Here is a 12,976-nt window from a genome sequence, read left to right as displayed (position 1 = left end):
AAACCCCTTCAACGGCTGGCCTGGCATGACGGCGCCATGCGGGACGGCACCCGCATGGTGGCGGACGAGGTGCCCGTCGCCATCGTGCATGACGGCGCCACCTATGCCGTGATGATGGCCAGCCCTGCCGATCTGACGGATTTCGCCATCGGGTTCAGCCTGACCGAGGGCATCATCGACACCCCCGACGAGGTGGACGATCTGGAACTGGTCGAGACCGACCTGGGCTGGGTCGTGCGTCTCTGGCTCTCCAAACGCCCCCGCGCCGCCCTGACCACCCGCCGCCGCCGCCTGACCGGTCCCGCCGGCTGCGGCCTGTGCGGGGTGGAAAGCCTGGGGGAGGCGGTGAAGCCGGCGCGTCCCGTGGGTGCTGGCCGCCCCCTGACACCGCTTGCACTGGCAACCGCGTTCGATGCGATGTCGCAACAGCAGGCATTGGGCCGCCTGACCCGCGCCGCCCACGCCGCTGCCTTCCTGGCGCCTGATGGCAGCATGACGGTGCGCGAAGATGTGGGCCGCCACAATGCGCTGGACAAGCTGATCGGCGCCCTGGCCCGCACCGGCATCGACACGACACAGGGCGCCATTCTGATGACCAGCCGCGTGTCGGTGGAACTGGTGCAGAAAGCGGCGATGGCCGGTGCCCCCATCCTGGCCGCCGTCTCCGCCCCCTCCACGCTGGCCGTGAAACTGGCCGATGATGCTGGCATGACACTGGTGGCCGTGGCCCGTTCCGACGGGTTTGAGATTTTCAGCCACCCCCACCGCATTCAACCGGAGCAGGAGCAGATCCGTGTCGCCTGACAAGCTGGTCATGATGGCCAACCAGATCGGCGCCTTCTTCGCCAGCCAGGGGCCGGGCGGGGTAAAGGGTGTGGCCGATCATATCAAAAGCTTCTGGGACCCGCGTATGCGGGCCGGAATCCTCGACCATCTCGACAAGGGTGGCGAGGGGTTGAACCCCATCGTCATCCAGGCGTTGGAGAGTTTGCGCAAAGCATAATGCGCATCCATGAGGGGCCACCAAGAAGCCCCGGCACATAACACGCGTCCACCCACATTCCGCCTTACAGGGGCGAACGAACAGGAGGAAACAAGGGTATGGTAGCGGCAGATCAAACCCAGGGGCAGGGCTTTGGACAGCCCGGCCTTCTTGACCGAGAACGCATTATCGCGCATGCGGGCTTCAACCGCTGGCTGGTGCCGCCGGCGGCCCTAGCCATCCATCTCTGCATTGGCATGGCCTATGGTTTCAGCGTGTTCTGGCTGCCGCTCAGCCAGTCGATCGGCATTACCGCACCGGTGGCTTGCCCCGCCGATGCGGGGCTGATGAACGCCCTGTTCACCACCGCGTGCGACTGGAAGGTCGCCGATCTGGGCTGGATGTACACCCTGTTCTTCGTCCTGCTGGGGTCCAGTGCAGCCATCTGGGGTGGCTGGCTGGAACGGGAAGGCCCGCGCAAGGCCGGGTTTGTCGCCGCATGCTGCTGGTGCGGTGGCCTGCTGATCTCGGCGGTGGGCATCTATACCCACCAGCTCTGGCTGATGTGGTTGGGGTCCGGTGTCATTGGCGGTATCGGCCTGGGCCTGGGCTATATCTCGCCCGTCTCCACCCTGGTGAAATGGTTCCCCGACCGGCGCGGCATGGCGACCGGCATGGCCATCATGGGCTTTGGCGGTGGAGCCATGATCGGCTCGCCACTGGCCAACATGCTAATGAACGGGTTCAAGACGGAAACGTCGGTGGGTGTCTGGGAAACCTTCGTGGTACTGGCCGTGATCTATTTCGTGTTCATGATGGCCGGTGCCTTCGGCTACCGCATCCCGCCGCAGGGTTGGGCCCCCGCCGGCTGGATCCCGCCCGCGGCCAGCGCCAAGCCGATGATCGCGCAGGGCAATGTCCATGTGAAGGATGCACACAAGACCAAGCAGTTCTGGCTGATCTGGGCCGTCCTCTGCCTCAACGTCTCCGCCGGCATCGGCGTGCTGGGCATGGCGTCGCCCATGTTGCAGGAGATTTTCGGTGGTGCCCTGTTCGGGCAACCTGAACTGGGCTTCTCCGACCTGAACCCCGACCAGAAGAAGATGATCGCGGGTGTGGCCGCCGGCTTCACGGGCCTTCTGTCGCTGTTCAACATCGTGGGCCGGTTCTTCTGGGCTTCGCTGTCGGACAAGATGGGCCGGAAGATGACCTATTTCACCTTCTTCGCCCTGGGTATCGTGCTCTATGCCTCGGCCCCGTCGCTGGCCCATATGGGGTCGAAGATCGGCTTCGTGGTGGCCTTCGGCATCATCCTGTCCATGTATGGCGGCGGCTTCGCCACCGTTCCGGCCTATCTGGCCGACATGTTCGGGACGAAATTCGTGGGCGCCATCCATGGTCGTCTGCTGACTGCCTGGTCCACCGCCGGCATCCTGGGTCCCGTCGTCGTGAATTATATCCGCGAGGCGCAGATCGCGGCGGGCGTGCCGCGTGCCCAGGTCTATGACTATACCATGTATATCCTGGCTGGTTTCCTGGTGTTGGGCTTCATCGCCAATGCCCTGATCACGCCTGTGGACCGCAAGTGGTTCATGAAGGATGAGGATGCGGCCGCCCCGGTGGTGAGTGCGGGCAACGGTCATGTCGGCAGTGCCGGCGTGGGCAGCGGCGGCCTGGACGCCAAGGTTCTGCTGGCCTGGCTGGCCGTCGGCATCCCCATCGCGTTTGGCGTCTATCAGACGCTGCAAAGCGTGGTGAAGCTGTTCGGTTGAAACAATTGCACGCTTATGGCCAAATCCGTATGGGTTGGGACCTTTTGGCAGCTTGACCAACAGCTTCCACACCGTATGTCTTGTGGTCAGCGCCAATTTTCCGGCGTCAAAGCCCCCGAGGGAGTATCACGATGAAGTCCCTGTTTGCCGCTTTTGCCCTGACGGGCGTCGCCATGCTATCCGCCGGCACCGCCATGGCGCAGGACGCCGCCAAGGGCGAGGCCGTATTTAAGAAGTGCATGGCCTGCCATCGCGTGGGCCCCGATGCCAAGAATTTGGTCGGCCCCATCCTGAACGGCGTTGTGGGCCGTACCGCCGGCAAGGTGGAGGGCTACAAGTACTCCGATATCAACCACAATGCCGGTGAGGCCGGTCTGACCTGGACCGAAGACAATATCGTGAAGTATCTGGCCGACCCGCAGGGCTTCCTGAAGGCGTTCCTCACCGAAAAGGGCAAGGCCGACAAGGCTGTGGGCGCCACCAAGATGGCCTTCAAGCTGCCGAACGAGCAGGAGCGTAAGGACGTCGTCGCCTTCCTGAAGACCAAGTAATCGTTGGTGACCACCGGATCGGGCAGGTCCCGATCCGGTGGCCCATTGACGGGCGCCACGGCGCACCGTAAGCCTTGGGCATCATGACAGATGCCAACACCCCCCTGATCGAAACCCTGTTCGCAACCCGCCTCTACCGCGCCGAACTGGACGGGATGGAGACGCTGAACGACGAACTGGCCGCCTGCTGCCGGTCGGCAGCAGAGGATGATATAGCCGGCCAGAAATGGTCCGCCAAGAATGGCTATACGGGCTATACCTCCTATTCATCCCTGGATGATTTGCCCTGGCGTTTCCCGGCGGTGAAGGTTCTGAAATCGCATCTGGATCGGCATGCCAAGGCCTTTGCCAAGGTGCAGGAATGGCAGCTGGGCGACAAGAAGCTGGAACTGGACAGCCTCTGGATCAATGTCCTGGATCCCGGTGGCTTCCACGGCTCCCACATCCATCCCAACAGCGTGATCAGCGGTACCTACTACGTCGACATCCCCGACGGTGCCTCCTCCATCCGGTTTGAAGATCCGCGTCTGGCCCTGATGATGGCCACCCCGCCGCGCAAGCCGAAGGCGGCGCGCGACCTGCTGCCCAGCATTCCCGTAGCGCCCAAGGCGGGCACCCTGTTGATGTGGGAAAGCTGGCTGCGGCATGAGGTGGTGCTGAACCAGGCGGAGAGCGAGCGGATATCGATCAGCTTCAACTACGCCTGGCGCTGATCAGCAGGCGCGCGGCCTCGGTCAGGGCCGCCGCCATGCCCGACCGGCTGTCCAGCCGCCGCATGCTGGGAAACCATGGGCGCACCACCGTGCCCAGCCCGGTCCAATCCGCCCGCCCCAGGCGCCAGACAGGCACGCCCAGCGCACCCGCCAGTTCCCCCACCGCCGTCGGTACCGTGATGACAAGGTCAAGCGCGGTGATCAACGCTGCCTGACCTTCCAGATCATCATTGAGGTCCAGATCGTCAAAGCGGGTGATGGGCACACCGCCCCGTTCCACCTCCCCCGGTTCCAGGCCGCGTTGCAACCCGATCAGGGTCACACCGGGAATGGCGGCCAGCGGGGCAAAGTCGGACAGGCTGGCATAGGAACGGCGCCGCTCCGTCGTCATCATGCTGGACCGCCAGCAGATGCCGATCTTCAATTCCGGCCCCAGCGTGGCCAGCCGGTCACGCCACACCGCCACCAGATCGGGCCGGGCCGTCAGATAGGCATGGGGTGACAGATCACTCAGATGGGACCAGAGATGGCCCGCCACATCCCCCGCCGCAACCGCAAGATCGGCATCGCGCGGGTCGGGCGTTGCGGGCCGGATAGTGGCCTGGGGGAAGGCACGAGCCAACAGACCCGTCAGCCGCCGGTCCCCCTCGATAACCAGATGGCCGCAACGGGCGGCCAAGGCCGGGTACAGTGCCGCGAACATCAACTGATCGCCCAGACCCTGTTCGCCCCAGACCAGCAGCCGGCGGTCCGCGATGTCGGACCCGTCCCAAATGGGCAGCGAGACATGGCGGCCACGGATGGTCTGCGTCCCCCGGAACCGCATGGCATAGCCCTTCCACCCGGCCTCCAGCGCTCCCTCGGTCAGGTCCAGAAGGCCACGGTTATAAAGCGCGGTGGGCAACCCCGGCATTGCGGCCAGGGCCTGGTCATAGTCATGACGGGCGGCGGCGGGATCGCCCGCCATCTCCGCCACCCGGCCCAGATTGTTCCAAGCCTCGCCATTACCGGGGTCAAGGCGCAGCGCCTCCTGCAACGCCGCGCGGGCCGGAACCAGTTGCCCCCGCTGGCGCAGAACATCCCCTAATCCTGCATGCAGATGCGTGTCCGCCCCGCCCAACGACAGGGCCATTCGATACTCGCCCTCCGCCGCGTCCAGCCGGTCCAGGTCCTTCAGCACCGCCGCCAGATTGCCATGGGCAATGGCGGACCCCTTGTCCATGCCGATGGCGCGGCCATGCGCCTTGACCGCATCCTCCAGCCGGCCCAGCGCGCGCAGGGCATTACCCAGATTGGTCCAGGTGCCGGGATCAAGGGGACGCAGGGCAAGCGCCTTGCGATATGCCCCTTCCGCTTCGGCGGGTTGATCCAGGGTCTGGTAAAGGTTGCCCAGATTGACCCAGGCCGCCGTGTAATCCGGCGCTGCTGCCACGGCGCGCATCATGAAGGGCAAACCATCAGCAGGCAGACCTGTCTGCTGTAGGGCCAGACCCAGCAGGTGCAGGGCCACCGGCACTTCCCCGTCCCGTGCGATGACGCCACGGTAGAATGGCATGGCACCGGCGGGATCACCCGCCTTCTGCCGTTCGATACCGCGCTCTAACCAGGTGGACGGATCACCATCGGGACCATCCGGTGGCAACAAGGCCGTCAGGGCCGCAATCACCGCCGGCACCTGCGATGCCATAGGGGCCATGGGTGCGGGTGTGAAAACCCGCATACTGGCGAACCAGGGCCGCACAGCGGTACCCAGCCTTGTCCAATCCAGCGGCCCCGAAAGGCGCCAGACCGGCACGCCCACGGCACCCGCCATTTCCCCCACCGCCGTGGCCACCGTGATAACCAGATCCAGCTGCGCCGTCAGGGCCAGGGCCGTTTCCAGATCATCACGCAGATCGACCCCGTCCCAGTGGTGGATATGCACGCCATGGGCTGCCTCCACCGCTGAAATCTCCTCCGCTGCCCCGTCATATTGCAGGGAGACGACCTGGATACCGCTCATCCGCAGCAGGGGCAGCCAGTCGGACAAGTCCGTATAGGCCGCCTCCCGCGCGGCTGTGCGCAACTGGCTGCGCCAGCACAGGCCGATGCGCAGTCCGGGCGGCAGGACCGCCAGCCTGTCGCGCCACAGCAGGGTCAGGTCGGGGCGCGGCGACAGAAACGCCGCCCCACCCCAACCCGCGATATCAGGGGCCAGAAGCAGGGGCAGGCTGCCCGCCGGCATCTGGCAATCCACCGCCACCGCCGTTCCTTCAGCCATCACCGTGGCAAACGGAAAGGCCCGCGCCAGGATCGGCACCAGCCGTGGATCGGTCCAGAGGGTGACAGAGCCACCCAGCCCCGACAGAGGTCCGTAATGGGCCGCCATCATCACCTGATCGCCCAGCCCCTGTTCCCCCCAGACCAGCAGACGCCGGCCCGACAGGGGCGTTCCGTCCCAGCGGGGAACGGATGGTGGGCCGCCCCAGGCCACCTCCCCACTGTCAAACCGCGCCTCATGCCGGGTCCAACCGGCCTTCAGGTCTCCCTGCCCCAGGGCCAGCAGCGCGTCGTTATAGAGCGCGCGGGCAAAGCCGGGCCGGATGGCGAGGGCACGGGACAGAGCCGTACGGGCACCCGGCACATCGCCCCGACCCACCATGTCCAGCGACAGGTTGACCGCCGCCTCGGCATAGGTCGGGTCGATGGACAGGGCCTTTTCCTGCGCCTGCCGCCCCCCCGCCGCATCCCCCAGCGCCGTCCGGCACAGGCCCAGTTCGCCCCACGCGTCCGGCATGTCCGGGGCACGGGACAAGGCCTTCTCCTGGCATTCCGCTGCCTCCCGCCACCGCCCCAGATGGCGTAGCGCCACGCCCAGATTGACCAGGGCGCGGGGATAGTCTGGCCGTTGCGCGAGCGCACGGCGGCTGGCCTTCTCCGCATCGGCATAACGGCGCAGTTCGACCAGCGTCGCGCCCAGATTGGACCAGGCTTCTGCATGGTCGGCACGGCGGGACAGGGTCTGCCGGAACGCCTTCTCCGCCTCCGCGAACCGGCCCAGCGCCTTCAGAAGGCTGCCACGTGTGTTGTGGGCATTGGCATAATCCGGGTCCAGGGCCAGGGCACGGTCGACCAGGGGCAGCGCGTCCGCCGCACGACCACCCTGCAACAGCACCTGCGACAGCAGATGCAGGGCATCCACCTCATCGGGCTGTGCCCGCAGGACGGCGCGGTATCCCTGTTCCGCCGCCACCAGATCACCCTGGCGGTGCAGCTCTAACACAGCTTCCGTTGTTGGCGGCGCCAGCGGCAGGGTCGGGGCTTGCAACAGCCGGGTCAATTCCCGCAGCATGGCGGGCACGGCCTGACCCACCGGATGTGCCATGAACAGCCGCATCGCGGGGTACCAGGGCCGCACCGCCGTGCCCAGCGCCGACCAGTCGGGCCTGTTCTGGAACCGCCAGACCGGCAAGCCCAGCGCTGCCGCCATTTCCCCGACCGCCGTGGGTGCGCAGATCACCAGATCAAGCCCGGCCATCAGGGCCGCCGCCCCCTCCAGATCATCCTTCAGGTCGATATCGGGGCATTGATGGACCGTGACATCCCTTGCATCGCGCAATGCCGCGATCTCCGTCCCTGCCCCGTCATATTGCAGGCTGACCGGCACGATGCCGGGCAGGGTCAGCAGCGGCAGCAGGTCGGCCAGGGACAGATAGGCCTGTTTACGATCCCCATCCTGCCGCTGCGAGCGCCAGCAGAAACCGACACGCAGGCCGGGCGGCAGACTGTCCAGCCAGGACGCCTGATGCTGCACACGCGCAGGGTCGGGCTTCATCCAGCCCGTTGCCTGTCTCCCGAAACCGCGCAGATCGGGGCGCAGAATGGCGGGCAGATCACCCAGCGGACAATGGAAATCCGCATCGCGCGGATCGGGTGTTTCGGCCCGTGCCACGACCCCCGGAAAGGACCGGGACAGAAGGCCCGTCAGGCGCCTGTCACACTCGACAATCACCTGAATGCCGGCGGCGCGCAGGTCGGCGATTAGGCCCGCCCACAGGATTTCATCCCCCAGCCCCTGTTCGCGCCAGACCAACAGGCACTTGCCGGTGATATCCTGGCCCCGCCATTCCGGCATCGCCAGCTGGCGCACCGGGGTGGCCTGACCGGCGGCAAAACGGGCGCGGTAATCGGCCCATCCTTCCGCCAAATCCCCCCGCGACAGCCGCAGATGCGACCGGTTCCAGCGGGCCAGCGCATCGCCGGGGTGGGTGGCCAGCAACCGGTCCAGCAGGGCCAGCGCCTCCCCCTCCCGCCCCTGAATTTCCCGGATACGGGACAGGTCGGTGATGGCGGGCGGGTAATCAGGCACCAGGGCCAGGGCCCTATCCAGTGCGGCCTCCGCCCCACCGGGATCACCGTTACGGAACAGGGCATAGGCAAGACCCGTCCAGGCCTCCACCTGATCAGGCGACAGATCCAGCGCGGTGCGGAAGACCGCCGCCGCCTCGGCAAAGCGATGGCCGGCGCGCAGGGCCCCGCCCAGGTTGATCCAGCCGGAAACCAGAGCCGGGTCTGCCGTCACCGCGTCGCGATGGGCGGCGGCGGCGGCGTCATATTGTTCGCGCGCCTGCCGGATCAGGCCCAGCGTGTCATGGGCATGCGGGGAGGGGCCGGGGCCGGACAGCAGCGGTGCCAGTTCGGCCTCCGCCGCGTCCAGCTGACCCAAATCCAGCAGGCAGCGCGCGATATTGACGATGGTGACCGCATGGCCGGGCCGAAGCGCCAACGACTGCCGATACCGGTCGCACGCCGCCGCCGCTTGGTCCCCCGCCCGCAACGCACCGCCCAAGCGGGCCAGCAGCAGGGCATCGCCGGGCCGCAACCGCGCCGCCCGCTCCAGCAGCGGCACCGCCTCCCCGGCCTTTCCCTGCTGCATCAGGGCATGGCCCCGACGATGCAGATCATCCGCATCCTCCGTTCCCGCACCCTGATGCATAAGGGCGGTCAGGTCGCGGGCGATATCGGACAGCAGCGACGCAAAACCCGCCCCGGCCTGCCTTGTGTAGCAGCGCATGGTGGCATACCAGGGCCTGACAGCAGTGCCCAGCCGCGTCCATTCATCCTCGCCACCGATGCGCCAGACTGGCACGCCTAGCGCGCCCGACAATTCCGACACCGCCGTCCCCGCGCTGATGACAAGGTCCAGCGCGGCGGTCAGTGCGGCCACCCCGTCCAGGTCATCACGCAGATCGATATCCGGGCGGAACAGGTTGATCCCATCCGGCAGGGCGGCCTTCATTTCCGCCAATGTCGCCGGATCATCCAGATCATATTGCAGCGGCACCCAGCGGATACCCGGCAGCGCGAACAAGGGCGCGAAGTCGCTCACGCTTGGATAAAGCCCCGCCCGCTCCCCCGATTTCAAACCACTGCGCCAGCAGAAGCCGACATTCAGCGCCGGGCCTTGGGCGTCCAATACACGGCGCCAGTGGTCGGTCCCGGCCCCGTCAGCCAGCAGCCAGGGCTGCCCCGGAAACCGGGCCAGCACCGGTCGCGCCATGCGCGGCAGGCTGCCGGCGGCAATCTGCAAATCCGCGCTGGGGGTCGCCCCCGTCGCCGCCACCGACAGATGCGCAAAGGACCGGGCGAACAGGGGCACCAGCCGCACATCGCATTCCACGGTCACCGGACCGTCCAGCCCCTTCAGGTCCGGGAAGATGCTGGAAAACAGGATCTCATCCCCCAGCCCCTGTTCCGGCCAGATCAGCAGATGCTTGCCCGCCAGCATATCGCCCTGCCAGAACGGGATATCCAGTTCCCGCCGGGGCTGACGCAGGCGGGCACGGAACCTTTCCTCATAATCGGCCCAGCCCGGTTCCAGGCGTCCGTGAACCAGATGATCCAGCGCCAGATTGAACCGCGCCACCGGCTGATCGCGGTCCAACTCCAACGCCCGCTGGAAACAGGGCACCGCCGCGTCGGTCATCCCCTTGCGGCGCAGAAGCGTGCCCAGATTGGCATGGGCCACGGCCAGATCGGGGTTCAACGACAGGGCCTTGCGCTGACACCGCTCGGCCTCTTCGAACCGGCCCAGCTCCAGCAGGGCAACACCCCGGTTGGACCAGGCATCGGCCCGCGTCGGCGCCAGGGCCAGCGCCTGCCGCGCCGCCTTCTCCGCCTCCGCCGGCTGATTCAGGTCCAGCAACACGGCGGCAAGGTTGGATTGTGCATCCACAAGGTCTGGCTTGGCGGCCAGCGCCGCGCGAAACGCCCGCTCGGCGGCACGGAACTGCCGCACCGCCATCAGCATGCCGCCCAGATTATTCTGGATCGCGGGCGATTTGGGCGCCGCCTCCGCCGCCGCCATCACGCGGCGCAAGCCCTCCTCTGCCTCGCCCGCCTGCCACAGGGCTAGACCCAGCAGGTGCCCGGCATCGACATTGCGCGGCCATCTTGTCAGAATTTGCCGGTACAGGGCCATGGCCCCGGCCAGATCACCCTGCTGATGGCGGGCAATGGCAGCATCCAGCAGACGGTCGGGCGAGTCGGTCGGGGGCGGTGGCTTGCGGTCCATTTCCGGTCCGTCTGGGGCGGGATGCCGCTACCTTAGCCCAAGCACATCGCCGCATCCAACAAGCTTGGGATGAGGTGAAAGCCTCAATCTGCGGAAATACTTAACCCTGCCCGCCAAACTGGCTAGCATGTATGTCCCGCCCGCCCGTCAGCGAACCGGATTGAGATGAGCACAGAGCCCACCCGCGCCCCCGCCCTGTTCAAGGGCGCGTCCGTCCTGATCACTGGCGGCACCGGTTCCTTTGGCCGGCAATTCACGCGTTTTCTGCTGAAACACGGCAAGCCGCGCCGGCTGGTCATCTTCTCGCGCGATGAATTCAAGCAGTATGAGATGCAGCAGCAATTCGCGGACATGGATAACCGCGACGTCCTGCGCTTCTTCATCGGCGATGTCCGCGATCAGCAGCGCCTGTCCATGGCGATGCGGGAAATTGATTTTTGCATCCACGCCGCCGCCCTGAAGCATGTGCCCACCGCCGAATACAATCCCATCGAATGTATCCGCACCAATGTGAACGGTGCGGAGAACGTGGTGCAGGCGGCGCTGGCCAACAAGGTGAAGAAGGTGGTGGCGCTGTCCACCGACAAGGCGGCCAGCCCTGTAAACCTTTATGGTGCGTCCAAGCTGGCGTCCGACAAGATTTTCGTGGCGGCCAACAACCTGTCCGGCTCCGTCGGCACCCGCTTTGCCGCCGTGCGCTATGGCAATGTCGTGGGCTCGCGCGGGTCGGTGGTGCCCTTCTTCCGCAAGCTGATTGAGGATGGGGCGAAGGAACTGCCCATCACCGACGACCGCATGACCCGGTTCTGGATCACTTTGAACAAGGGCGTGGATTTCGTCGCCACCTCCTTTGCCATGATGCAGGGGGGCGAGATTTTCGTGCCCAAGATCCCCTCCATGCGCATCGTCGATCTGGCCCACACCATGGCCCCGACCCTGCCCCACCGCATTGTCGGCATCCGGCCCGGTGAAAAGCTGCACGAGATCATGATCACCGAGGATGACGCGCGGCAGACGGTGGAACTACCCGACCGCTACATCATCGAACCCGCCTTCAAATGGTGGGATCGCGGCCCTTATGCCAAGCAGGGGGCGACGCCTGTCCCCGATGGTTTCAGCTATCGCAGCGACACCAATCCCGAATGGCTGTCAGAGGATGCGATGCGCGCCCTGCTGGAGCGGTCTTCGTGAGCAAGGGTCCCTTTCTGCCCTATGGGCGGCAATGGATTGACGAGGCCGACATCGCCGCCGTGGAACAGGTGCTTCGCGGCGACTGGCTGACCCAAGGGCCCAGCATCGGCTGGTTTGAGCGGTCCTTTGCGGAGAAGGTGGGGGCACGCCATGCCATCGCCTGCGCCAATGCCACAGCCGCCCTGCATATCTGCATGCTGGCGCTCGACCTGGAACCGGGCGACGCCGTCCTGGTGCCCAGCGTCACCTTCCTGGCCACCGCCAATGCCGTACGCTATGTCGGCGCGCAGGTGGCCTTCACCGATGTCGATCCCGATACCGGCCTGATGCGCCGCCAGGACGCGGAGGACGCGATCGCACGGGCGGAGGCCAGGGGCTGGCGCGTGCGGGCCATCGCGCCCGTGCATCTGGCCGGACAGACAGCGGATATGGAAGGCCTATCGGCGCTCGCCACCGAACGCGGCCTGACCATGGTGGAGGATGCGGCCCATGCCGTCGGCACCCGCCTGACCGGGGCCGATGGGGGCATGGTCGCGGTGGGTGCCTGCGACCGCTCAAGCCTGGCCTGCTTCTCCTTCCACCCCGTCAAGACCATGGCGACGGGTGAAGGCGGCATGGTCACCACCAATGATGACGCGCTGGCAAAGCGCGTCCGCGCTGGCGTGTCCCACGGCATGGCGCGCGACCCGGACGGGTTCACTAACCCAACCGCCGCCCTGGCCGCCGATGGCAAGCCCAATCCCTGGTATTATGAGATGCCGGAACCCGGCTTCAATTACCGGATGACCGATATCCAGGCGGCTTTGGGCATCAGCCAGTTGGCAAAGCTGGATGCCTTTGTGCGCACCCGCGCCAAACTGGTCGCGACCTATGACACGGCGCTCTCCCCGCTGGCCCCGATCCTGACGCCATCGGCCCGCATGCCGAGCGTGGCAGCGGGCTGGCATCTCTATGTCGCACTGATCGATTTCGCAGCGCTCGGCATGGACCGGGCCGCCTTCATGGCCGCCCTTCGCCAGGATGGCGTGGGCAGTCAGGTCCATTACATCCCCGTCCATACCCAGCCCTATTACCGGCGTCTTTATGGTGATCTGCATCTGCCGGGGGCTGCGGGCTGGTATGATCGCTGCCTGTCCCTGCCGCTTTATCCCGCCATGTCCATGGCCGATCAGGATCGGGTCGTGGACGCTCTGACGCGTATCATCAAGGGGTAA

General features: G+C 66.2%; 8 protein-coding genes. 7 read left to right on the top strand and 1 reads right to left on the bottom strand.

The genetic code is table 11. The features are described 5' to 3' along the window. The first annotated feature begins 36 nt into the window (after positions 1 to 36). The 5 genes from fdhD (at position 37) to ACT6Q8_RS20015 (ending at position 4,018) form a co-directional block, all read left to right on the top strand. Positions 37 to 804 carry a formate dehydrogenase accessory sulfurtransferase FdhD gene (fdhD, locus tag ACT6Q8_RS20035; RefSeq protein WP_444733920.1) on the top strand — a complete coding sequence of 256 codons (768 nt, stop codon included), beginning with the start codon at positions 37 to 39 and terminating at the stop codon, positions 802 to 804. Continuing rightward, on the top strand, positions 794 to 1,003 hold the full coding sequence (locus ACT6Q8_RS20030; RefSeq protein WP_444733919.1) for a formate dehydrogenase subunit delta: 210 nt from the start codon (positions 794 to 796) through the stop codon (positions 1,001 to 1,003). Before fdhD ends, ACT6Q8_RS20030 begins: the two co-directional genes overlap by 11 nt. Positions 1,004 to 1,101: 98 nt before the next feature. Next, on the top strand, positions 1,102 to 2,754 hold the full coding sequence (locus tag ACT6Q8_RS20025) for an OFA family MFS transporter (protein WP_054169062.1): 1,653 nt from the start codon (positions 1,102 to 1,104) through the stop codon (positions 2,752 to 2,754). A gap of 131 nt (positions 2,755 to 2,885) precedes the next feature. Beyond that, positions 2,886 to 3,305 (top strand): c-type cytochrome, encoded by a 420-nt coding sequence (locus ACT6Q8_RS20020; protein WP_054169063.1) that lies wholly within the window; start codon positions 2,886 to 2,888, stop codon positions 3,303 to 3,305. A gap of 83 nt (positions 3,306 to 3,388) precedes the next feature. Next, on the top strand, positions 3,389 to 4,018 hold the full coding sequence (locus tag ACT6Q8_RS20015) for a TIGR02466 family protein (protein ID WP_054169143.1): 630 nt from the start codon (positions 3,389 to 3,391) through the stop codon (positions 4,016 to 4,018). Here the strand turns inward: ACT6Q8_RS20015 and ACT6Q8_RS20010 are convergent. Next, positions 3,999 to 10,571: a tetratricopeptide repeat protein gene (locus tag ACT6Q8_RS20010; protein WP_444733918.1), complete on the bottom strand. Its 6,573-nt coding sequence runs from the start codon at positions 10,569 to 10,571 to the stop codon at positions 3,999 to 4,001. The two genes, ACT6Q8_RS20015 and ACT6Q8_RS20010, sit on opposite strands and share 20 nt — an antisense overlap. A gap of 165 nt (positions 10,572 to 10,736) precedes the next feature. Between ACT6Q8_RS20010 and pseB the strand changes: the two genes are divergently transcribed. Both pseB and pseC read left to right on the top strand, forming a co-directional pair. After that, positions 10,737 to 11,762, top strand: a complete 1,026-nt coding sequence (pseB, locus tag ACT6Q8_RS20005; RefSeq protein WP_054169065.1) for a UDP-N-acetylglucosamine 4,6-dehydratase (inverting) — start codon at positions 10,737 to 10,739, stop codon at positions 11,760 to 11,762. After that, the gene (pseC, locus tag ACT6Q8_RS20000; protein WP_444733917.1) at positions 11,759 to 12,976 is read left to right on the top strand and encodes a UDP-4-amino-4,6-dideoxy-N-acetyl-beta-L-altrosamine transaminase; all 1,218 of its coding nucleotides are present in this window, start codon (positions 11,759 to 11,761) and stop codon (positions 12,974 to 12,976) included. Before pseB ends, pseC begins: the two co-directional genes overlap by 4 nt.

The sequence above is a fragment of the Niveispirillum sp. genome (genome assembly GCF_052437035.1).
Classification (GTDB): domain Bacteria; phylum Pseudomonadota; class Alphaproteobacteria; order Azospirillales; family Azospirillaceae; genus Niveispirillum.
This window is presented reverse-complemented; position numbering and strand designations above follow the sequence as displayed.

Excerpts from the sequence above, each read along its gene's own strand:
- ACT6Q8_RS20010 (WP_444733918.1), bottom strand. The coding sequence starts at position 10,571 with ATGGACCGCAAGCCACCGCCCCCGACCGACTCGCCCGACCGTCTGCTG.
- ACT6Q8_RS20025 (WP_054169062.1), top strand. The coding sequence starts at position 1,102 with ATGGTAGCGGCAGATCAAACCCAGGGGCAGGGCTTTGGACAGCCCGGC.
- fdhD (WP_444733920.1), top strand. The coding sequence starts at position 37 with ATGCGGGACGGCACCCGCATGGTGGCGGACGAGGTGCCCGTCGCCATC.
- ACT6Q8_RS20015 (WP_054169143.1), top strand. The coding sequence starts at position 3,389 with ATGACAGATGCCAACACCCCCCTGATCGAAACCCTGTTCGCAACCCGC.
- ACT6Q8_RS20020 (WP_054169063.1), top strand. The coding sequence starts at position 2,886 with ATGAAGTCCCTGTTTGCCGCTTTTGCCCTGACGGGCGTCGCCATGCTA.
- pseB (WP_054169065.1), top strand. The coding sequence starts at position 10,737 with ATGAGCACAGAGCCCACCCGCGCCCCCGCCCTGTTCAAGGGCGCGTCC.